We start from the raw sequence: 18,925 nt of genomic DNA on the forward strand, positions 1-18,925 counted from the left end.
GCCGGGTGGTCAACACACCCGTTCGCCTGGGCTTGTCGAAGGGCGTGCTCCGCAGAACACACGTGTTTCGACAGGCTCAGCGCGAACGGTGAATGTTACTTGCCCTGCTTGGCAGCCTTGTCGGCGAGACGTGCTTCGCGCGCCTTGCCCTTCTTGGCAGCGGCCTTCTCGGCAGCGGGCACGACTTCGATCACGTTGACCGAACCGCCGGCCTTTTCGATCGCCTCACGCGCACCGGCCGAAACACCGGCGACGGTGAAGTTCAGCTTGGCCGAGATCTCGCCCTTGCCGAGGACCCGCACGCCGTCCTTGCCGCCACGCGCCAGGCCAGCGGCCTTGAGCGCTGCGTGATCGATGTCGGTCGCGGTCAGCTTGCCCGAATCGACCGCCTTCTGGATCGCGACGAGGTTCACCTCGGCATAATCCTTGGCGAAGATGTTGTTGAAGCCGCGCTTCGGCAGACGCATGTGGAGCGGCATCTGGCCGCCCTCGAAGCCCGCGATCGACACGCCTTCACGGCTCTTCTGGCCCTTCTGGCCGCGACCGCCGGTCTTGCCCTTGCCCGAGCCGATACCACGGCCGACGCGGATCTTGCGGTGACGTGCGCCTTCGTTGTCGCGCAGTTCGTTCAGTTTCATGTGTGCACTCGCTTTCGCTGTGTTCGCGCTGAGAAAAAGGAAGGGGGCCCGTTAGCCCCCTTCCCCGTATTTGTCACTAGTCGAAGAGGCGGACGATCAGTCCTGAACCTCGACCATGTGCTGCACCTTGCGGATCATGCCGCGGACCTCGGGGGAATCCTCGAGCTCCGAAACACGGTGCATCTTGTTCAGGCCCAGGCCGACGAGCGTCGCGCGCTGATCCTTGGTGCGACGGATCGGCGATCCGGTCTGCTTCACCTTGATGGTTGCCATGTCGGCTTACTCCGTGACGGCCGCGGCTTCGGCAGCGGCGGTCTGCGCATCAGCGCCATGGCCGCGACCGAGCAGGTCGGCGATCTTCTTGCCACGACGCTGGGCAACCGACTTCGGCGAAGTCTGGTTGTTCAGCGCCTCGAACGTGGCGCGGATCATGTTGTACGGGTTGGACGTGCCGACCGACTTGGTCACCACGTCTGCGACGCCGAGCGATTCGAAGATAGCGCGCATCGGACCGCCGGCGATGATGCCGGTACCCTGCGGCGCCGAGCGAACCGTGACGCGGCCGGCACCGAAGTGACCGTTGACGTCATGGTGCAGCGTGCGGCCTTCCTTCAGCGGCACGCGGACCATGGCCTTCTTGGCCGCCGCAGTCGCCTTGGAGATCGCTTCCGGCACTTCGCGGGCCTTGCCGTGGCCGAAGCCGACGCGACCCTTGCCGTCACCAACGACGACCAGTGCCGCGAAGCCGAAGCGCTTGCCGCCCTTCACCGTCTTGGACACGCGGTTGATGTGGACGAGCTTCTCGATCAGCTCCTCACCACCGTCGTCCTGACCGCCACGGCGATCGTCACGACGACCACCACGGTTGCCGTCACGGCCGCCGCGATTGCCACCGGGGCCGCCACGACCACGGCCACCGCCGCCGCCGCCAGGACCGCCACGGCCGCGACCGCCGCCCTGGTAACCGCCGCCACCCTGCTGGGGAGCGTCGTTGCTGGCAGGTGCTGCGTCCTGCGGCGCCGCTGCCGGCGTGTTGTTCTCTTCAGCCATGTTTTTAGAACTCCAGTCCGGCTGCGCGCGCGGCTTCCGCCAGCGCCTTGACACGGCCGTGGAAGAGGAAGCCGCCACGGTCGAACACGACCTGCGTCACGCCGGCAGCCTTGGCTGCCTCCGCGATGCGGGTGCCGACCGCCGTTGCCGCGTCGATGTTCGCGGTGGCGCCCTCGTGGCCCTGCAGCGTCGATGCGGCCGCAACGGTGCGACCCTGCGCATCGTCGATCACCTGGGCATAGATATGCTTGCCCGAACGATGGATCGACAGACGCGGACGCGTGCCGCTGCGCGCACGAAGCGCCGTACGGTTGCGGCGACGCCGCTTCTCGAAAAGCGAAAGGCCCTTGGTCACTTCTTCTTTCCTTCCTTACGGAAGATGAACTCGCCGTCGTACTTGATGCCCTTGCCCTTGTACGGCTCGGGCTTGCGCCAGCGGCGGATCTCGGCGGCCAGCTGGCCCACCTTCTGCTTGTCGGCGCCCGAAATTTCGACCGTGGTCGCATCCGGGGTCTTCACCTCGATGCCTTCCGGCACGTCGATGTTAACGTCATGGCTGTAGCCGAGCTGCAGCTTCAAGCTGCGGCCCTGGGCGGCAGCGCGATAGCCGACGCCGGTGATCAGCAGCTTCTTGGTGAAGCCCTCGGTCACGCCGGTGACGAGGTTCTGCACCATGGTGCGCTGCATGCCCCAGAAGGCGCGTGCCTTCTTGGTGTCGTTCGCGGGCTGCACGCCGATCGCGTCCGACTGGATGTCGAACTGGATCAGGTCGGACATCTGCATCGCGAGGGTGCCCTTGGGACCTTTCACCGACAGCTGGTTGCCGTTGACGGTTGCGGTGACGCCGGCCGGAACCGGGACCGCCTTCTTGCCGATGCGGCTCATCAGAACACCTCCGCCAGCACTTCGCCGCCGACGTTCTGCTCGCGTGCTTCGGCATCCGAAAGCACGCCACGCGGCGTCGAGACGATGGTGATGCCAAGGCCGTTCATCACGCGCGGCAGGTCCTGCGACCCGCTGTAGATGCGGCGGCCGGGCTTCGAGACGCGCGCGACGTGCTTGATCGCCGGCTGGCCTTCGAAATACTTGAGCTCGATGCGCACGCCCTTGATCGGGCCGAGTTCCTCGTCGCTGTAGCCACGGATGTAGCCTTCGCGCTGGAGCACATCGAGAACGCGGATCCGCAGCTTCGACGCGGGCGAGAGGACGGAGTCCTTCTTCGCGCGCTGGCCGTTGCGGATGCGGGTGAGCAGGTCACCCAGGGGATCGGTCACTGCCATCTTCTGATCCTTACCAGCTCGACTTCGTCAGACCGGGAATCAGGCCCTTGTTGGCCAGTTCACGCAGCATGACGCGGGCAAGACGGAACTTGCGATAATAAGCGCGCGGACGGCCGGTGATCTCGCAACGGTTGCGGATGCGCGTCGGGTTCGAATTGCGCGGCAGCTCGGCCATCTTCAGGCGCGCGATGAGACGCTCGGTCTCGTCAAGCGACTGATCGTTCGCAGCAGCCTTCAGCTTCGCCCACTTAGGGGCATATTGCTTCACGAGCTTCTTGCGACGCTCGTTCTTGTTCACGGAACTCAGTTTCGCCATGGACTTAAGCTCTCTTTCTTTGTCCTGCTCCCCTCCCGCCTGCGGGAGGGTCGGGGGTGGGTCTGTCCGGATACGACCCGGTACGCCATCCCCTCCCCTAGCCCCTCCCGCAAGCGGGAGGGGAAAGTCGATGCCCCTCCCGTAAGCGGGAGGGGAGCATCTGGTTACGCGGCCTTCTTGGCCTCTTCTTCCTCTTCCTTCGGGAAGGGGAAGCCGAAGAGACGCAGCAGCTCGCGCGCCTCGTCGTCGGTCTTGGCGCTGGTGGTCACGATCACGTCCATGCCACGCACCTTGTCGATGCGGTCATAGTTGATTTCCGGGAACACGATCTGCTCCTTCAGGCCGCAGGCATAGTTGCCGCGTCCGTCGAAGCTCTTCGGGTTCAGGCCGCGGAAGTCGCGAACGCGGGGAAGCGCGATCGTGATGAAGCGGTCGAGGAACTCGTACATGCGCTCACGACGGAGGGTGACCTTCACGCCGATCGGCATGCCTTCACGCAGCTTGAACTGCGCGATCGACTTCTTCGCCTTGGTGATCACCGGCTTCTGGCCCGCGATCAGCTCCATTTCCGAAGCCGCCTGCTCGACGCGCTTCTTGTCCTGGGTCGCTTCGCCGACGCCCATGTTCAGAACGATCTTCTCGATGCGCGGGATTTCCATGACGTTCTTGTAACCGAACTTGTCGGTCATCGCCTTGACGATGCGATCGTCATAGATCGCCTTCATGCGGGGCTTGTAATCAGCCATCGATCTTCTCCCCGGTCTTCACGGCGACACGGACCTTCTTGCCATCCTGCGTCTCGAAACGGACGCGGGTCGGCTTGCCGTCGGCGGTCACGTGCGCGACCTTCGAGATGTGCAGCGGTGCTTCGAAGCGGTTGAGGCCGCCCTGCGGGTTCGCCTGCGACGGCTTGGTGTGGCGCGTCGCGACGTTCACGCCGCCGACCACGACCTTGCCTTCCTTCGGCATCGACTGAGTGACGGTGCCGGTCTTGCCCTTGTCCTTGCCGGACAGGACGATGACCTGGTCGCCCTTCTTGATCTTGGCAGCGGCCATTACAGGACCTCCGGAGCCAGCGAGATAATCTTCATGTGCTTCTTGCCGCGCAGTTCGCGCACGACCGGGCCGAAGATACGGGTGCCGATCGGCTCCTCGTTCTTGTTGACCAGCACCGCGGCATTGCCGTCGAAGCGGATGGTCGACCCGTCCGCACGGTGAATGTCCTTGGCGGTGCGCACGATGACGGCGCGATGGACGTCGCCCTTCTTCACCTTGCCACGCGGCTGAGCTTCCTTGATCGACACGACGATGATGTCGCCGACGCTGGCGGTGCGGCGCTTGGAACCACCAAGCACCTTGATGCACTGCACCCGCTTCGCGCCGCTGTTGTCAGCGACGTCGAGATTGGACTGCATCTGGATCATTGATCCGCTTCCTTCTCGCTACTGGGGTGGATACCGACCCAACCCCGCCTTTAAAAAAACGACCCCGGCCGCGGCTGCCCGCGTCCAGGGGGAGCGGCCCGTTAGCCGCTCCGCAAATAAAAGGCAATGCCCCGCGGGGCGCCGCCGTTCACCTGCTCTCGTAACCCCCTCGCCCCTCGGCTGGTCTCCGGCTGATGCCGGACCCTGGCCGATACTGACGAAGGCGCCCTGGTTCACACGATACCAGCCGCGGCTTACGCCGAGGCCGGCTCGTCGATCTCGACCCGCTCGGGCGTCGCATGGGTGTTCACCCGATCGACGACCTTCCAGGTCTTCAGCTTGGAGATCGGCGCGGTCTCTTCGATCCGCACGGTTTCGCCCTGCTTGAACTCATTGCCCTCATCATGGGCATGGTACTTCTTCGAACGACGGATGATCTTGCCGTAGAGCGGGTGCTTCACCTTACGCTCTACGTTCACGACCACCGTCTTGTCGCCCTTGTCGGAGACGATCAGCCCGGTCAGCACGCGCTTCGGCATGTGCTCGGTCCTCTTACTTGCCAGCCGCAGCGGTGCGCTGCGCCTGGAGGGTCTTGATGCGGGCGATGTCCTTGCGGACCTCACGCACGCGGCTCGGCTTTTCCAGCTGGTTGGTGGCCGCCTGGAAGCGCAGGTTGAACTGCTCGCGCTTCAGGTTGCCCAGCTGCTCGACGAGCTGGTCGTCGCTCTGGCCGTTGAAATCGGTCTTATTTGCCATGATCACTCACCTCCGAGGTGCGTGGTGTCGCCGAGGCGGGCCACGACCTTGGTCTTGATGGGGAGCTTCATCGCCGCGCGGCTGAACGCCTCCGCAGCGAGCGGCCCCGGAACGCCGTCCAGCTCGAACAGGATGCGGCCCGGCTTGACGCGCGCCGCCCAATATTCCGGCGAGCCCTTGCCCGAGCCCATGCGGACTTCGGCCGGCTTGCCCGAGACGGGGACGTCCGGGAACACGCGGATCCAGAGACGACCCTGACGCTTGATGTGACGCGTGATCGCACGGCGAGCCGCCTCGATCTGGCGTGCGGTGATACGCTCCGGCTCCATTGCCTTCAGGCCATAGGCGCCGAAGTTGAGCGCGGTGCCGCCCTTGGCGTCGCCGCTGATGCGGCCCTTGAACGCCTTGCGGAACTTGGTGCGCTTCGGTTGTAGCACTGTTCTCTACTCCTTAGCGGCGGTCGTCGCGCGCAGGGCGCACGCCGGAGGTCTGAGCCTCCATCATCAACCGGTCGGTGGCCATCGGATCATGGCCGAGGATCTCGCCCTTGAAGATCCAGACCTTCACGCCGCACACGCCATAAGCGGTGTGGGCCTGCGCCTCGGCATAGTCCATGTTCGCGCGCAGCGTGTGCAGCGGAACGCGGCCTTCGCGATAGCTTTCCGAACGCGCGATCTCGGCGCCGCCGAGACGGCCGCCGCAGGCGACGCGGATGCCGTCGGCACCCAGGCGCATCGCCGACTGGACCGCACGCTTCATGGCGCGGCGGAAGGCGATACGACGCTCGAGCTGATCGGCAATGCCCTGCGCGACCAGCTTGGCATCGACTTCCGGCTTGCGGATCTCGACGATGTTCAGCGACACGTCCGACGAGGTCATCGCGCCGAGCGTCTTGCGCAGCTTCTCGATGTCCGAGCCCTTCTTGCCGATGATCACGCCCGGGCGTGCGGCGAAGATGGAGATGCGGCACAGCTTGGCCGGACGCTCGATCACCACCTTGGAGATCGCCGCCTGCGGCAGCGTCTTCAGGATGTACTGGCGGATCTTGAGATCCTCCAGCAGCAGGCGACCATAGTCGGCGCCGTCGGCGTACCAGCGGCTGTCCCAGGTGCGGTTGATCTGCAGGCGCAGACCGATCGGGTTGCTCTTGTGACCCATTAGGCTTCTTCCTGCTCGCGCACGACGATCCGCAGCCGCGAGAACGGCTTCAGGATGCGGGTGGACTTGCCGCGGCCGCGCGTGGCGAACCGCTTCATCGTGATCGACTTGCCGACCGACGCCTCGTGAACGACGAGCGCGTCGACATCGAGGTTGTGGTTGTTCTCGGCATTGGCGATGGCCGAAGCCAGCACCTTGCGCGCGTCAACCGCCATCGCCTTCTTGGAGAAAGCGAGGATGTTCATCGCGTCGGACGCCGAGCGGCCGCGGATCAGGCCGGCGACCAGGTTCAGCTTCTGCGCCGAACCACGGATCTGCGTGCCGACCGACAGCGCCGACTTGTCGTCGACCTTGCGGGGGGACTGAGGCTTGCTCATCAGCGCTTGCCCTTCTTGTCAGCGGCGTGACCCGGGAAGTAGCGCGTCGGCGCGAACTCACCCAGCTTCATGCCGACCATCTCTTCGTTCACCGACACCGGCACGAACTTGCGGCCGTTATAGACGTTGAACGTCAGGCCGACGAACTGCGGCAGGATGGTCGAACGACGCGACCAGGTCTTGATCGGACCCGAGCGGCCATTCTGATCCTGCGCCACCTCTGCCTTCCGCAGCAGGTGAAGGTCCACGAACGGACCCTTCCAAACGGAGCGAGCCATTACTTCTTCCTCGCGTGACGGCTGCGGATGATCATCTTGTCCGTCGCCTTGTTGTGGCGGGTGCGCGCACCCTTCGTCGGCTTGCCCCACGGGGTGACCGGGTGACGGCCGCCCGAGGTGCGGCCTTCACCGCCGCCGTGCGGGTGGTCGACCGGGTTCTTCGCGACGCCACGGGTAAGCGGACGCTTGCCCATCCAGCGGCTGCGACCAGCCTTGCCGAAGTTCTGGTTCTGGTTGTCGGGGTTCGACACCGCGCCAACCGTCGCCATGCAATCCGCACGGATATAGCGCTGCTCGCCCGAGTTCAGGCGAACGATCACCATGCCGCGGTCACGACCGACGACCTGCACATAGGTGCCGGCCGAACGGGCGATCTGGCCACCCTTCATCGGCTTCATCTCCACATTGTGGACGATGGTGCCGACCGGGACCTGACCCAGCTCCATGGCATTGCCCGGCTTCACGTCGGTCTTCTTGGCCGCGATCACCTTGTCACCAACGCCGAGGCGCTGGGGAGCGATGATATACGCCTGCTCGCCATCCGCATAGCTGACCAGCGCGATGAACGCGGTACGGTTCGGGTCATACTCGAGCCGCTCCACCGTGCCCTCGGCGTCCCACTTGCGACGCTTGAAGTCGATGTAGCGATACTTCTGCTTGTGGCCGCCCGCGATGCCGCGCGACGTCACGTGACCCTTGTTGTTCCGGCCGCCGGTCTTGTGCTTGCCCTCGGTCAGCGCCTTGACGGGCGCACCCTTGTGCAGGCTCGAACGGTCGATCAGGACCAGGCCACGCATGGCCGGGCTGGTCGGGTTGTAATGCTTGAGTGCCATCTTAGTTGGCCCCCTCGGTGACGTCGATCGACTGCCCGTCCTTGAGCGTGACGATCGCCTTCTTCATGTCCTGACGGAAGTACGGAGCGCCCTTCCAGCGCTTCGTCTTGCCCTTCTGGACGATGGTGTTCACGCCAACGACGCTGACGTCGAAGATCGCTTCAACCGCCGCCTTGATCTCCGGCTTGGAGGCCTTCTTGGCCACCTTGAACACCACGGCGTTCTGCTCGGAGAGAAGGGTGGTCTTCTCGGTGATGTGCGGCGCGACAATCACGTCATAGTGACGCGGGTCGATCGCCTTCTGCTGCTGCTTAGCCATTGAAGCGCGCCTCCAGCTTTTCGACCGCTGCGCGGGTCAGCACCAGCGTATCGGCCCGGATGATGTCGTACACGTTAGCGCCAACCGCGGGGAGCAGATCGACACCCGGCAGGTTGTAGCCTGCACGGAAGCTCTCAACCGTCTCACCGTCAATGACGAGCGTGCGCTTGCCGACGTTCAGGTTCGCGAAGTGACCCTTGAGTTCCTTGGTCTTCTGGACCTCGAAACCGTCGAGCACGATCAGCGAGCCAGCCTTGACGTGGCTGGACAGCGCCATCTTCAAGCCGAGCGCACGAACCTTCTTGTTCAGACCCGGATTGAAGTCACGAACGCGGGCACCGTGAGCCTTACCACCGCCGATAAAGACGGGAGCGCGGCGATCGCCGTGACGAGCCACACCGCCGCCCTTCTGGCGACCTAGCTTCTTGCCCGAGCGGGCGACATCGGCGCGCTCGCGCGTACCGCGGGCGGTGCCGCGACGCTTCTCGAGCTGCCAGGTGACGACGCGGTGCAGGATGTCGGCGCGCGGATCGAGGCCGAAGACCTCGTCGTTGAGCTCGATGTCCGCAGCATCGGTACCGGCAAAGGAGGAAACCTTGACCTTCACGTTCAGCCCTCCTGGCCGTCGGTCGCTTCGGGTGCCGGAGCAGCCGCTGCGTTGTTGCTATTGGCAGCCTTCAGGCCGGCCGGACGCGGTGCGTCGGCGTGCGGCTTCAGCTTCACGGCGTCCTTGACGAACAGCCAGCCACCCTTCGAGCCAGGGACCGAGCCCTTGACGAAGATGAGGCCACGCTCGACGTCGGTGCCGACGATCTCGAGGTTCTGCTGGGTGCGGTTCTTGTCACCCATGTGGCCGGCCATCTTCTTGTTCTTGAAGACGCGGCCCGGATCCTGACGGTTACCGGTCGAACCATGCGAACGGTGCGAAACCGACACGCCGTGGGTCGCGCGCAGACCGCCGAAGTTCCAGCGCTTCATGGCGCCAGCGAAACCCTTACCCTGGGTACGGCCCTGGATGTCGACGAACTGGCCCGCGACGAAGTGGTCGGCCGAGATCTCGGCGCCAACGTCGAGGAGGTTGTCCTCGGTGACGCGGAATTCGTGGACGACCGCCTTGGGCTCGACTTCGGCCTTGCCGAAGTGGCCGCGCTGCGGCTTGGCGACATTCTTTGCCTTGGCGACACCTGCGCCAAGCTGGACGGCGGTATAGCCATCACGATCTGTTTCGCGGCGAGAGACGACCTGAAGCCCTTCCAGCTGCAGGACGGTGACCGGCACGTGGCGGCCATCATCCTGGAACAGGCGGGTCATGCCCATCTTCTTCGCGATCACGCCTGTACGCATGATCCGTAGCTCCTCAACAGAGGCACCCTGGGGCCCATCCCCAAGGTGCTTGTGACACCCTCTACAAGAGGACGTCGTTTCCAGCCCGGAATATGCGAAGCGCGCCCCCGTCCCGGGCTGGTTGCCTCCCGAAGGAAACAGACGGGAGACGCTGTCCCAGCCACCGGAGCGGCTGGCGGTATCTCTTGCTTTAGGTGCCCTGTTCGGGTCCTAACCGTTTCCGAACCTGCGGAAACGACAAACCCGCGGGACTCACGTCAACCGCGGGATGCAGGCCATTACGCCAGCTTGATCTCAACGTCAACGCCCGCCGCGAGGTCGAGCTTCATCAGCGCGTCGACGGTTTGCGGGGTCGGCTGAACGATGTCGAGCATGCGCTTGTAAGTGCGCACCTCAAACTGCTCACGGCTCTTCTTATCGACGTGAGGACCACGGTTGACCGTGAACTTCTCGATACGCGTCGGAAGCGGGATCGGACCGCGAATAAGTGCACCGGTGCGACGGGCGGTGTCGGCGATGTCGCCGGTTGCCTGATCGAGCACGCGATGGTCGAACGCCTTCAGGCGAATGCGGATGTTGCTGTCCATAATCCCTACCGATGCGAAAGAGCGGGCCGCGTGAACGCGGCTCTTGCTGTTCAGAAACTGTCGAAGGCGCGGCCTGTAACCGTGCTCTCATAAAAAAGCAACCGCCCGGCACACCTGCTGGTGTACCGGGCGGCTGTTTTTGCGGCGAGCCGCAGATCTAGTGAAAGATCTTACTTGGTGATGCCGCTGACGACACCGGCGCCGACGGTGCGGCCGCCTTCACGGATCGTGAAGCGCTGGCCGACGTCCATAGCGATCGGCGCGATCAGCTTGATGCCGAGAGCGACGTTGTCGCCCGGCATCACCATCTCGGTGCCCTCAGGCAGCTCAACGGTGCCGGTCACGTCCGTGGTGCGGAAGTAGAACTGCGGACGATAATTGGCGAAGAACGGCGTGTGACGGCCACCCTCTTCCTTCGACAGCACGTACACTTCCGACGCGAAGTCGGTGTGCGGCTTGATCGAGCCCGGCTTGCAGAGCACCTGGCCACGCTCCACCTCGTCGCGAGCGACGCCGCGGATCAGCGCACCGACGTTGTCGCCGGCCTGGCCCTGGTCGAGCAGCTTGCGGAACATCTCGACGCCGGTGACGGTGGTCTTGCGGACCTCCGGGTGGATGCCGACGATCTCGACTTCCTCACCGACCTTGATGATGCCGGTCTCGACGCGGCCCGTGACCACCGTACCACGACCAGAGATCGAGAACACGTCTTCGATCGGCATCATGAACGGCTTGTCGAGCGGACGCTCGGGCTGCGGGATGTAATCGTCAACGGCCGCCATCAGCTCAAGAACGGCGTCCTTGCCGAGCTTGTCGTCCGAACCCGAGAGCGCGGCAGTCGCCGAACCCTTGATGATCGGAATGTCGTCGCCCGGGAACTCGTACGACGACAGCAGCTCGCGAACCTCGAGCTCGACGAGCTCCAGGATCTCGGCGTCGTCGACCAGGTCAACCTTGTTCATGAACACGACCATCGCCGGCACGCCGACCTGACGGGCGAGCAGGATGTGCTCGCGGGTCTGCGGCATCGGGCCGTCGGTGGCCGACACGACCAGGATCGCGCCGTCCATCTGCGCGGCGCCGGTGATCATGTTCTTGACGTAGTCGGCGTGACCCGGGCAGTCGACGTGCGCATAGTGGCGGTTGCCGGTCTCATACTCGACGTGCGCGGTCGAAATGGTGATGCCGCGGGCGCGCTCTTCCGGCGCCTTGTCGATGTTCTCGAAGTCGACCTTTTCCGACAGGCCCTGGTCAGCCAGAACCTTGGTGATCGCTGCGGTCAGCGAGGTCTTGCCATGGTCGACGTGACCGATGGTGCCGATGTTCAGGTGCGGCTTGTTCCGCTCAAACTTAGCCTTAGCCATTGTTGTCCTACCTTCTGGATTTCCACTGGAGCCGCACGAGGACTCGCCGTGAAGGCGGCCCCATAACGACTGAATCTTTGTTTCGCAAACCCTGCCTTGTGGGCGGGGCCGGCTTCACTCTTCCCGTGCGGGCCGACGCGGGAGCAAGCCCCGCGTCGTCGGACGGGTTCGGCGTTGCCGACCCGCCGGCCGGCCTAGCGAGGTGGGGCTAAGCCAAGCTTAGCCCCTACCCGCCTTAGGCGAGCTTCGCCTTCACCTCGTCCGCGACGTTCTGCGGCACTTCGTCATAGTGCGAGAACTGCATCGAGTAGCTCGCACGGCCCTGGGTGAACGAACGCAACGAGTTCACGTAGCCGAACATGTTCGCCAGCGGCACCATCGCGGTCACCGCCTGCGCGTTGCCGCGCGTGTCGGTGCCCTGGATCTGGCCACGACGCGAGTTCATGTCACCGATCACGTCGCCGAGATAATCCTCCGGCGTCACGACCTCGACCTTCATCACCGGCTCGAGCAGCGTGATGCCGGCCTTCTGCGCCGCTTCGCGCATCGCGCCCCGGGCGGTGATTTCGAACGCCAGCGCCGACGAGTCGACGTCATGGTACGCGCCGTCATACAGGACGATGTCGAAATCGATGATCGGGAAACCGACCAGCGAACCCGTAGCCGCCGTCTCGCGGAAGCCCTTTTCGATCGCGGGGATATATTCCTTCGGAATGTTACCGCCCTTGATCTCGTCCTTGAAGACGATGCCCGCACCGCGCTCGCCCGGCGTCAGCTTCACCTTGACGCGGCCGAACTGGCCCGTGCCGCCCGACTGCTTCTTGTGCGTGAAGTCGATGTCGACCGGCTTCTTGAGGTATTCGCGATATGCCACCTGCGGCGCACCGACGTTCGCCTCGACCTTGAACTCGCGCTTCATGCGATCGACGAGGATCTCGAGGTGGAGCTCGCCCATCCCCTTGATGATCGTCTGACCCGATTCGTGATCGGTCGACACGCGGAACGAGGGATCCTCGGCAGCCAGACGATTGAGCGCGATGCCCATCTTTTCCTGGTCGGCCTTGGTCTTCGGCTCCACCGACAGCTCAATCACGGGCTCCGGGAACTCCATCCGCTCGAGGATGATCGGATGTGCCGGATCGCACAGCGTGTCGCCGGTCGTGGTCTCCTTGAGGCCAGCGATCGCGACGATGTCGCCCGCACGTGCTTCCTCGATGTCCTCACGCGAGTTCGCGTGCATCAGGAGCATACGGCCGATCTTTTCCTTCTTGTCCTTCACCGAGTTCAGGTAGCCGCCCTTGGTGAGGACGCCCGAATAGATGCGCGCGAAGGTGAGCGAGCCCACGAACGGATCGTTCATGATCTTGAACGCCAGCGCCGAGAACGGTGCGTCGTCCGACGACGGGCGCTCGTCCGGCGTTTCGCCGTCGAGCTTCACGCCCTTGATCGCGGGAACGTCGAGCGGGCTCGGCAGGAAGTCGACCACCGCGTCGAGGAGGGGCTGAACGCCCTTGTTCTTGAAGGCCGAGCCGCAAACGACCGGGACGAACGCCATGTTCAGCGTGCCCTTGCGGATGAGCTTCTTGAGCGTCTTCGCGTCGGGCTCGTTGCCCTCGAGATACGCTTCCATCGCGTCGTCGTCCTGCTCGACGGCGAGTTCGATCAGGTCGCTGCGATACTTGGCAGCTTTCTCGGCCATGTCGTCGGGGATCGGCTGATATTCGAACTTCGCACCCAGCGACTCCTCGAGCCAGATGATCGCGCGGTTCTCGACCAGGTCGACCAGGCCCTTGAAGCCGCCTTCCATGCCGATCGGGAGATACAGCACCGCCGGCTTCGCGCCGAGGCGATCGATGATCGACTGCACGCAGAAATAGAAGTCAGCGCCGGTACGGTCGAGCTTGTTGACGAAGCACATGCGCGGCACGCCGTACTTGTCGGCCTGACGCCACACCGTCTCGGACTGCGGCTCCACGCCGGCAACGCCGTCGAAACACGCAACCGCGCCGTCGAGCACGCGCAGCGAACGCTCGACCTCGATCGTGAAGTCGACGTGACCCGGGGTGTCGATGATGTTGATCAGATGCTCGGGGCCATTGCCCTCTTCGGCCTTCCACTTGCAGGTGGTGGCAGCCGACGTGATCGTGATCCCGCGCTCCTGCTCCTGCTCCATCCAGTCCATTGTCGCGGTGCCCTCGTGGACCTCGCCAATCTTGTAGGACTTGCCGGTGTAATAGAGGATGCGCTCGGTCGTCGTCGTCTTGCCGGCGTCGATGTGCGCCATGATGCCGATATTGCGATAGAGTTCGAGCGGATGGCTGCGGGCCATGTCGGGCTTTCCTTAGCGATGTGGGGAGCAGGCCCACGGCCGGCTCCCCACGATATAGTTCAGCTGCGTTGCGCTTCCAAGACGGAAGCCGCGGCCATTACCAGCGGTAGTGGCTGAAGGCGCGGTTAGCTTCGGCCATGCGGTGCGTGTCTTCGCGCTTCTTCACCGCGTTGCCGCGGTTGTTCGACGCGTCGAGCAGCTCACCCGACAGACGCGCGTCCATCGTGTTCTCGCTGCGGCCGCGCGCCGCGGCGATCAGCCAGCGGATCGCGAGCGCCTGCGCGCGCTCCGGACGAACCTCAACCGGCACCTGGTAGGTCGCACCGCCGACGCGGCGCGACCGGACTTCGATACCCGGCTTGATGTTGTTCAGCGCGTCATGGAACACGCCGAGCGGCTCGCGCTTGGCGCGGGTCTCAACGGTGGTCAGCGCAGAATAGACGATGCCTTCGGCGACCGACTTCTTGCCGTCCAGCATCACCGAATTCATGAACTTGGAGAGAACCTCATCCCCATACACGGGATCAGGCAGGATTTCCCGCTTCTCGGGACGACGACGACGTGCCATCTTTTATCTTCCTTCTAAACTTCAGCCTTGGTGGTCGAACAGGTAGCCGACCGGCTTACTTCGGACGCTTGGCGCCGTACTTGGAACGGGACTGGCGACGGTCCTTCACGCCCTGCGTATCGAGCACGCCGCGCAGCACGTGGTAGCGCACGCCCGGAAGGTCACGCACACGGCCGCCGCGGATCAGCACCACCGAGTGCTCCTGCAGGTTGTGGCCTTCGCCCGGAATGTAGCTGATGACCTCGCGCTGGTTGGTCAGGCGAACCTTGGCCACCTTGCGCAGCGCCGAGTTCGGCTTCTTCGGGGTCGTCGTGTAAACACGGGTGCAAACGCCGCGCTTCTGCGGGTTCTGCTCCATCGCAGGGACCTTGCTCTTGGCCTTCTGCGGGTCGCGGCCCTTGCGGACCAGCTGGTTGATCGTCGGCATTGAAGCCTTCACCTTTCCGTAGGTTACTTTGCTGGAGCCATAACAGCACTAGGAATACGAAAAGGACCTCGGGGCGGTCGAACGCGACCTCCCTGGCCCTCTAAGCATCCAGCAATGTTCAAGCTTGCCCGTGCGAGCGGACCCGACACGAACGGGCGCGCCTATACGTTGGGAGTCGCAAGGGGTCAATGGTGCCCGCCCCGCCTCAGTCGATCCGTGCACCGCCCTTGATGACCGCCACCGGGCGTTCCAGCACGGCCACATCGGACAGCGGGTTGCCGGCGACCGCGACCATGTCGCCGTAGCGACCGACCGTGATCGTGCCGACGTCCTTGCTGCGACCCAGCGCCTCAGCAGCGGTAACGGTGGCAGCGCGGATCGCCTGAAGCGGGCTCATGCCGTACTGGACCATGATTCGGAACTGCTTGCCGGCATCCTTGTGCGGCATGACGCCCGCGTCGGTGCCGAAGACCATCTTGACGCCGGCCGCATTGGCCTTGCGGAAATTATCTCGCTGGATCTGGGCGACCTCGCGATCCTTGCGCAGATTATCCTCGAGCACGCCGTTCTTGGCGCCCTCTGCCTGCGTATATTCGGTGTTGTAGATGTCCATCGACAGGTACGTCCCCCGCTCCTTGGCGAGGCGGATGCCTTCGTCGTCGATCAGGCTAGCGTGCTCGATCGTGTCTATGCCGGCGCGGATCGCGGCCTTGATGCCCGCGGCGCCATGCGCGTGCGCGGCGGTCTTGAGGCCCCATTGGTGCGCTTCGTCCGCAACGGCGCGGAGTTCGGCTTCGGAGAGTTGCTGCTGGCCCGGTTCGGTGTTGCGGCTGAACACGCCGCCGGTGGCGCAGACCTTGATCACTTCCGCGCCATATTTGCGCTGCTGACGGACATGGGTGCGCAGTTCGTCGGGTGTGTCGCCCACGGCCTTGCCGCGCTGGTTGAAGCTCGGCGGATAGAAGGTGCTGTCGCAATGGCCGCCAGTCGCTGACAAGGCATGCGCCGCGGGCACGATGCGCGGGCCGACCATCAGCCCCTCCTCGATCGCCTGCTTATAAGCGACATCGTTGAAATTTTCCGAACCGAGATTGCGCAAGGTGGTGAAGCCGGCGCGCAGCATCGCCTCGGCATTGCCGACGCCCTGCGCGGTCCAGAAAGTGTCGGTAAACTGGAGCCCGGTGTAGCCACCGTAGAGCGGTGTGCTGTCGAGGTGGACATGCATGTCGATGAGGCCGGGGACCAGCGTTACGTCGCCAAGGTCGAGCCGCTTGGCATCCGCGGGCGCAGTGCCGCCGATCGCAGTGATTCGCCCATCAGTGACGGTAATCACCGGCTGCTGGACGATCGCGCCCTTTTCGACATCGAGCATCCGCGCCGCGGTAATGACCACCGTTTCGGCAGCAACAGGAACGGCCGCGCAAACGGCGGCGGCGGCGAGCAACATGGATTTCAAGACATACCCCCTGACGATGATCAGCATGGCGTGGATCAGGGGCGGAGGGAAGAGCCCGTCGCCCGGTCGCTCAGTTGAGCGGAACGATCACCTCGTCCGGATGTGCAACGTTCAATTCCCGACGCACCAGTTCATCCACCATATCCGGGTTGGCGTGGCGGGGATCGAGCAAGGCCACGCGGTTGCGCAATTCCTCGCGCTTCTGATCGAGCGCGGCGTAGCGGCGCTCGCGCTGCTCCACCTGCCGCTTGTAGTCGCCGAATGCCAGCAGCCCGTTGGCGCCGAGCACGGCATAGCCGCCAAAGAACGCCATCACCATCAGCGCGAGCGCCGGCCAGGCGGCGCGCTTCAGGGTAGCGCGAAGGGTCGAGGGCTTGCGGCGGTTCACGTGTGTGATTCTCGCCGAAAGCCCCCCTGGATTCAAGTAGTTTCCGGGTGTTTTTAGCGCAGGCGCAGAACGTCCCGGCCAGCATAAGCCGCGACCGTCCCGAGCTCCTCCTCGATGCGGATCAGCTGGTTGTACTTGGCGAGCCGGTCGGAGCGCGCGAGGCTGCCCGTCTTGATCTGCCCGCAATTGGTGGCGACGGCGAGGTCGGCGATCGTGGCGTCCTCGGTCTCGCCCGAACGGTGGCTCATCACGGCGGTGTAGCCGGCGCGCTCGGCGATGCGGATCGCCTCCAGCGTTTCGGACAGGGTGCCGATCTGGTTGACCTTCACCAGCAGCGAATTGGCGAGACCGCGCGAAATGCCGTCACGCAGGCGCGCCGGGTTGGTCACGAACAGATCGTCGCCGACCAGCTGCACCTTGTTACCGACCGCATCCGTCAGCGCCTTCCAGCCTTCGAAATCATCCTCGGCCATGCCGTCCTCGATCGACAGGATCGGATAGCGCGCGACGAGATCGGCGAGATAGTCCGCCATTGCGCCGGGCTCGAGCGTCAGGCCCTCTCCGGAGATGACGTACTTGCCGTCCTTGAAGAACTCGGTCGCGGCGCAATCGAGCGCGAGCATCACGTCTTCGCCGGGCGTGTAGCCGGCCTTTTCGATCGACTGCATGATAAAATCGAGCGCGTCCGTGGTGCTGGCGAGATTGGGCGCGAAGCCGCCTTCGTCGCCAACTGCGGTCGCCAAGCCCTTCTCATGCAGGCCTTTCTTGAGCGTGTGGAAGATTTCCGACCCGCAGCGAACCGCCTCCATGATGTTCTCGGCCCCGACGGGCATGATCATGAATTCCTGGAAATCGATCGGGTTGTCCGCATGTTCGCCGCCGTTGATGATGTTCATCATCGGCACCGGCAGGACGTGGGCCGAGACACCGCCGACGTAGCGATAGAGCGGCAGGCCACGTGCATCCGCCGCTGCCTTGGCAACCGCGAGGCTGACGCCCAGGATGGCATTGGCGCCGAGCCGGCCCTTGTTCTCCGTGCCGTCGAGCTCGATCAGCGCCGTGTCGATCTCGAGCTGATCCTCCGCCTCGAGGCCGCGAATCGTGTCGGCGATTTCGCCATTCACCGCCTCGATCGCTCCATCGACGCCCTTCCCCAGCCAACGGCTCTTGTCGCCATCGCGCTTCTCCACAGCCTCATGCGCGCCGGTCGACGCGCCCGACGGCACTGCGGCGCGGCCAAAGCTGCCGTCCTCCAGGAACACATCGACTTCCACCGTGGGATTGCCCCGGCTGTCGATGATCTGGCGGCCTTGCAGGTCGATGATTGCGGTCACGTAACGATCCTTCTAGGATGACGGGAAACGGGTTCGGCATGCCCGATAACGAGGCGCGCGGTCCCCGGCAATTCGCGATGGAACCACCCCGCACGCGGCGGGGTTCTCCGTCTCGATCAAGGAAGGACCTCATAATGGCCGACGACAATCTCAAGCCGATGACCGACCAGGACGTCGCGCCCGCGCTTGCCGATCCGCTCGCGGCAACCGACGCGTTGCAGCCGATCGACCCGCTGAAGGGCACGGACACCGATGGCGGTGACCCGCTGTCACAGCCGGGCGGGCCGGCGAACAACTCCACCAGCGACGCAGAGCCGGCGACCGCGCGCCAGACGATCAGCGACGGCGTGGCCAAGCTGAAGAGCGGAGCAGGTGATCGCGCGCGTGGCTATGCCGATCAGGGCAAGGCCAAGGCGACCGGCGCGCTCGACCAGCTCGTCACAATGCTGAACGACGCCGCCGGCCAGGTCGATGACAAGCTTGGGCAGCAATATGGGCAATATGCCCGTAGCGCAGCGGAGCAGGTGCAAGGCTTTTCCTCCTCGCTCAACGACCGCAGCGTCGACGAGCTGCTGGACGATGCGCGCACACTGGTGCGCAAGAGCCCGGCGGCAGCGATCGGCGTGGCGGCGGCCGTCGGCTTCGTCGCCGCACGCCTTCTGTCGGCAGGGCTCGACAGTCGCGACCAGGCCTGACCCG

General features: G+C 64.5%; 29 protein-coding genes. 1 reads left to right on the forward strand and 28 read right to left on the reverse strand.

What is annotated here, in order from left to right; genetic code table 11:
- Window positions 1-95: 95 nt before the first annotated feature.
- From rplO to eno, 28 genes are all read right to left on the reverse strand, one after another.
- Complete coding sequence (gene rplO / locus SPHI_RS02930) at window positions 96-638, reverse strand: 50S ribosomal protein L15 (RefSeq protein WP_076743393.1); 543 nt, start codon at window positions 636-638, stop codon at window positions 96-98.
- Between the two features lie 96 nt (window positions 639-734).
- Window positions 735-911 carry a 50S ribosomal protein L30 gene (gene rpmD / locus SPHI_RS02935; RefSeq protein ID WP_076743394.1) on the reverse strand — a complete coding sequence of 59 codons (177 nt, stop codon included), beginning with the start codon at window positions 909-911 and terminating at the stop codon, window positions 735-737.
- A 6-nt stretch (window positions 912-917) separates the two neighbouring features.
- Window positions 918-1,688, reverse strand: coding sequence for a 30S ribosomal protein S5 (gene rpsE, locus SPHI_RS02940; protein ID WP_076743395.1), 771 nt, complete (start codon window positions 1,686-1,688; stop codon window positions 918-920).
- A 4-nt stretch (window positions 1,689-1,692) separates the two neighbouring features.
- Window positions 1,693-2,043 (reverse strand): 50S ribosomal protein L18, encoded by a 351-nt coding sequence (gene rplR, locus SPHI_RS02945; protein WP_076743396.1) that lies wholly within the window; start codon window positions 2,041-2,043, stop codon window positions 1,693-1,695.
- Window positions 2,040-2,573: a 50S ribosomal protein L6 gene (rplF, locus tag SPHI_RS02950; RefSeq protein ID WP_076743397.1), complete on the reverse strand. Its 534-nt coding sequence runs from the start codon at window positions 2,571-2,573 to the stop codon at window positions 2,040-2,042. The genes rplR and rplF overlap by 4 nt, the downstream gene beginning before the upstream one ends.
- Window positions 2,573-2,968 (reverse strand): 30S ribosomal protein S8, encoded by a 396-nt coding sequence (rpsH, locus tag SPHI_RS02955; RefSeq protein WP_076743398.1) that lies wholly within the window; start codon window positions 2,966-2,968, stop codon window positions 2,573-2,575. Before rpsH ends, rplF begins: the two co-directional genes overlap by 1 nt.
- Window positions 2,969-2,978: 10 nt before the next feature.
- Window positions 2,979-3,284 (reverse strand): 30S ribosomal protein S14, encoded by a 306-nt coding sequence (gene rpsN / locus SPHI_RS02960; protein ID WP_076743399.1) that lies wholly within the window; start codon window positions 3,282-3,284, stop codon window positions 2,979-2,981.
- Window positions 3,285-3,448: 164 nt separating this feature from the next.
- Window positions 3,449-4,030 (reverse strand): 50S ribosomal protein L5, encoded by a 582-nt coding sequence (rplE, locus tag SPHI_RS02965; RefSeq protein WP_076743400.1) that lies wholly within the window; start codon window positions 4,028-4,030, stop codon window positions 3,449-3,451.
- Window positions 4,023-4,340 carry a 50S ribosomal protein L24 gene (gene rplX, locus SPHI_RS02970; protein ID WP_076743401.1) on the reverse strand — a complete coding sequence of 106 codons (318 nt, stop codon included), beginning with the start codon at window positions 4,338-4,340 and terminating at the stop codon, window positions 4,023-4,025. Before rplX ends, rplE begins: the two co-directional genes overlap by 8 nt.
- Window positions 4,340-4,708 carry a 50S ribosomal protein L14 gene (rplN, locus tag SPHI_RS02975; RefSeq protein WP_017979484.1) on the reverse strand — a complete coding sequence of 123 codons (369 nt, stop codon included), beginning with the start codon at window positions 4,706-4,708 and terminating at the stop codon, window positions 4,340-4,342. Before rplN ends, rplX begins: the two co-directional genes overlap by 1 nt.
- Before the next feature lie 254 nt (window positions 4,709-4,962).
- Window positions 4,963-5,247 carry a 30S ribosomal protein S17 gene (gene rpsQ, locus SPHI_RS02980; RefSeq protein WP_076743402.1) on the reverse strand — a complete coding sequence of 95 codons (285 nt, stop codon included), beginning with the start codon at window positions 5,245-5,247 and terminating at the stop codon, window positions 4,963-4,965.
- A 13-nt stretch (window positions 5,248-5,260) separates the two neighbouring features.
- Window positions 5,261-5,464: a 50S ribosomal protein L29 gene (gene rpmC, locus SPHI_RS02985; protein ID WP_076743403.1), complete on the reverse strand. Its 204-nt coding sequence runs from the start codon at window positions 5,462-5,464 to the stop codon at window positions 5,261-5,263.
- A gap of 2 nt (window positions 5,465-5,466) precedes the next feature.
- Window positions 5,467-5,901, reverse strand: a complete 435-nt coding sequence (rplP, locus tag SPHI_RS02990; RefSeq protein ID WP_076743404.1) for a 50S ribosomal protein L16 — start codon at window positions 5,899-5,901, stop codon at window positions 5,467-5,469.
- 13 nt (window positions 5,902-5,914) lie between these two features.
- Window positions 5,915-6,622: a 30S ribosomal protein S3 gene (rpsC, locus tag SPHI_RS02995; protein ID WP_046408557.1), complete on the reverse strand. Its 708-nt coding sequence runs from the start codon at window positions 6,620-6,622 to the stop codon at window positions 5,915-5,917.
- Window positions 6,622-6,999: a 50S ribosomal protein L22 gene (gene rplV, locus SPHI_RS03000; RefSeq protein ID WP_076743405.1), complete on the reverse strand. Its 378-nt coding sequence runs from the start codon at window positions 6,997-6,999 to the stop codon at window positions 6,622-6,624. The genes rpsC and rplV overlap by 1 nt, the downstream gene beginning before the upstream one ends.
- On the reverse strand, window positions 6,999-7,277 hold the full coding sequence (gene rpsS, locus SPHI_RS03005; RefSeq protein ID WP_076743406.1) for a 30S ribosomal protein S19: 279 nt from the start codon (window positions 7,275-7,277) through the stop codon (window positions 6,999-7,001). Before rpsS ends, rplV begins: the two co-directional genes overlap by 1 nt.
- Window positions 7,277-8,110 (reverse strand): 50S ribosomal protein L2, encoded by an 834-nt coding sequence (gene rplB, locus SPHI_RS03010; RefSeq protein ID WP_076743407.1) that lies wholly within the window; start codon window positions 8,108-8,110, stop codon window positions 7,277-7,279. Before rplB ends, rpsS begins: the two co-directional genes overlap by 1 nt.
- A gap of 1 nt (window position 8,111) precedes the next feature.
- The gene (locus SPHI_RS03015) at window positions 8,112-8,429 is read right to left on the reverse strand and encodes a 50S ribosomal protein L23 (protein ID WP_076743408.1); all 318 of its coding nucleotides are present in this window, start codon (window positions 8,427-8,429) and stop codon (window positions 8,112-8,114) included.
- On the reverse strand, window positions 8,422-9,036 hold the full coding sequence (gene rplD / locus SPHI_RS03020) for a 50S ribosomal protein L4 (protein WP_076743409.1): 615 nt from the start codon (window positions 9,034-9,036) through the stop codon (window positions 8,422-8,424). Before rplD ends, SPHI_RS03015 begins: the two co-directional genes overlap by 8 nt.
- A 2-nt stretch (window positions 9,037-9,038) precedes the next feature.
- A complete protein-coding gene (gene rplC, locus SPHI_RS03025) occupies window positions 9,039-9,773 on the reverse strand; it encodes a 50S ribosomal protein L3 (protein ID WP_076743410.1) in 735 nt (244 codons plus the stop codon).
- A gap of 278 nt (window positions 9,774-10,051) precedes the next feature.
- Window positions 10,052-10,360, reverse strand: coding sequence for a 30S ribosomal protein S10 (gene rpsJ, locus SPHI_RS03030; RefSeq protein WP_066776796.1), 309 nt, complete (start codon window positions 10,358-10,360; stop codon window positions 10,052-10,054).
- A gap of 170 nt (window positions 10,361-10,530) precedes the next feature.
- A complete protein-coding gene (gene tuf / locus SPHI_RS03035) occupies window positions 10,531-11,724 on the reverse strand; it encodes an elongation factor Tu (protein ID WP_076743411.1) in 1,194 nt (397 codons plus the stop codon).
- Between the two features lie 235 nt (window positions 11,725-11,959).
- Window positions 11,960-14,053, reverse strand: a complete 2,094-nt coding sequence (gene fusA, locus SPHI_RS03040; RefSeq protein WP_076743412.1) for an elongation factor G — start codon at window positions 14,051-14,053, stop codon at window positions 11,960-11,962.
- A 97-nt stretch (window positions 14,054-14,150) separates the two neighbouring features.
- Entirely contained in the window at window positions 14,151-14,621 is a 471-nt protein-coding gene (rpsG, locus tag SPHI_RS03045; protein WP_076743413.1) for a 30S ribosomal protein S7, read from the reverse strand.
- 55 nt (window positions 14,622-14,676) lie between these two features.
- Window positions 14,677-15,048, reverse strand: coding sequence for a 30S ribosomal protein S12 (gene rpsL / locus SPHI_RS03050; protein WP_019516007.1), 372 nt, complete (start codon window positions 15,046-15,048; stop codon window positions 14,677-14,679).
- A gap of 205 nt (window positions 15,049-15,253) precedes the next feature.
- A complete protein-coding gene (locus SPHI_RS03055; protein ID WP_096348713.1) occupies window positions 15,254-16,495 on the reverse strand; it encodes a Xaa-Pro dipeptidase in 1,242 nt (413 codons plus the stop codon).
- Between the two features lie 79 nt (window positions 16,496-16,574).
- A complete protein-coding gene (locus SPHI_RS03060) occupies window positions 16,575-16,823 on the reverse strand; it encodes an FtsB family cell division protein (protein WP_083719739.1) in 249 nt (82 codons plus the stop codon).
- Window positions 16,824-16,945: 122 nt separating this feature from the next.
- On the reverse strand, window positions 16,946-18,226 hold the full coding sequence (gene eno / locus SPHI_RS03065) for a phosphopyruvate hydratase (RefSeq protein WP_076743416.1): 1,281 nt from the start codon (window positions 18,224-18,226) through the stop codon (window positions 16,946-16,948).
- A 134-nt stretch (window positions 18,227-18,360) separates the two neighbouring features.
- Here eno and SPHI_RS03070 point away from each other — a divergent pair, with 134 nt between their 5' ends.
- Window positions 18,361-18,921, forward strand: coding sequence for a hypothetical protein (locus SPHI_RS03070; protein WP_096348711.1), 561 nt, complete (start codon window positions 18,361-18,363; stop codon window positions 18,919-18,921).
- Window positions 18,922-18,925: the final 4 nt, after the last annotated feature.

Origin of the sequence: Sphingomonas jeddahensis (assembly GCF_001981525.1) — a bacterium.
Classification (GTDB): domain Bacteria; phylum Pseudomonadota; class Alphaproteobacteria; order Sphingomonadales; family Sphingomonadaceae; genus Sphingomonas; species Sphingomonas jeddahensis.

Coding starts and splice junctions, on each gene's coding strand:
- rplC (WP_076743410.1), bottom strand. CDS start 9,773: ATGCGTACAGGCGTGATCGCGAAGAAGATGGGCATGACCCGCCTGTTC.
- SPHI_RS03060 (WP_083719739.1), bottom strand. CDS start 16,823: ATGGTGATGGCGTTCTTTGGCGGCTATGCCGTGCTCGGCGCCAACGGG.
- rplX (WP_076743401.1), bottom strand. CDS start 4,340: ATGGCCGCTGCCAAGATCAAGAAGGGCGACCAGGTCATCGTCCTGTCC.
- rplO (WP_076743393.1), bottom strand. CDS start 638: ATGAAACTGAACGAACTGCGCGACAACGAAGGCGCACGTCACCGCAAG.
- SPHI_RS03055 (WP_096348713.1), bottom strand. CDS start 16,495: ATGTTGCTCGCCGCCGCCGCCGTTTGCGCGGCCGTTCCTGTTGCTGCC.
- rplB (WP_076743407.1), bottom strand. CDS start 8,110: ATGGCACTCAAGCATTACAACCCGACCAGCCCGGCCATGCGTGGCCTG.
- tuf (WP_076743411.1), bottom strand. CDS start 11,724: ATGGCTAAGGCTAAGTTTGAGCGGAACAAGCCGCACCTGAACATCGGC.
- rpsG (WP_076743413.1), bottom strand. CDS start 14,621: ATGGCACGTCGTCGTCGTCCCGAGAAGCGGGAAATCCTGCCTGATCCC.
- rpsH (WP_076743398.1), bottom strand. CDS start 2,968: ATGGCAGTGACCGATCCCCTGGGTGACCTGCTCACCCGCATCCGCAAC.
- rpsN (WP_076743399.1), bottom strand. CDS start 3,284: ATGGCGAAACTGAGTTCCGTGAACAAGAACGAGCGTCGCAAGAAGCTC.
- rpmD (WP_076743394.1), bottom strand. CDS start 911: ATGGCAACCATCAAGGTGAAGCAGACCGGATCGCCGATCCGTCGCACC.
- rpmC (WP_076743403.1), bottom strand. CDS start 5,464: ATGGCAAATAAGACCGATTTCAACGGCCAGAGCGACGACCAGCTCGTC.
- rpsJ (WP_066776796.1), bottom strand. CDS start 10,360: ATGGACAGCAACATCCGCATTCGCCTGAAGGCGTTCGACCATCGCGTG.
- rplF (WP_076743397.1), bottom strand. CDS start 2,573: ATGAGCCGCATCGGCAAGAAGGCGGTCCCGGTTCCGGCCGGCGTCACC.
- SPHI_RS03070 (WP_096348711.1), top strand. CDS start 18,361: ATGGCCGACGACAATCTCAAGCCGATGACCGACCAGGACGTCGCGCCC.
- rpsL (WP_019516007.1), bottom strand. CDS start 15,048: ATGCCGACGATCAACCAGCTGGTCCGCAAGGGCCGCGACCCGCAGAAG.
- rpsQ (WP_076743402.1), bottom strand. CDS start 5,247: ATGCCGAAGCGCGTGCTGACCGGGCTGATCGTCTCCGACAAGGGCGAC.
- rpsS (WP_076743406.1), bottom strand. CDS start 7,277: ATGGCTCGCTCCGTTTGGAAGGGTCCGTTCGTGGACCTTCACCTGCTG.
- rplE (WP_076743400.1), bottom strand. CDS start 4,030: ATGGCTGATTACAAGCCCCGCATGAAGGCGATCTATGACGATCGCATC.
- rplN (WP_017979484.1), bottom strand. CDS start 4,708: ATGATCCAGATGCAGTCCAATCTCGACGTCGCTGACAACAGCGGCGCG.
- rpsE (WP_076743395.1), bottom strand. CDS start 1,688: ATGGCTGAAGAGAACAACACGCCGGCAGCGGCGCCGCAGGACGCAGCA.
- rplV (WP_076743405.1), bottom strand. CDS start 6,999: ATGAGCAAGCCTCAGTCCCCCCGCAAGGTCGACGACAAGTCGGCGCTG.
- fusA (WP_076743412.1), bottom strand. CDS start 14,053: ATGGCCCGCAGCCATCCGCTCGAACTCTATCGCAATATCGGCATCATG.
- SPHI_RS03015 (WP_076743408.1), bottom strand. CDS start 8,429: ATGGCTAAGCAGCAGCAGAAGGCGATCGACCCGCGTCACTATGACGTG.
- rpsC (WP_046408557.1), bottom strand. CDS start 6,622: ATGGGTCACAAGAGCAACCCGATCGGTCTGCGCCTGCAGATCAACCGC.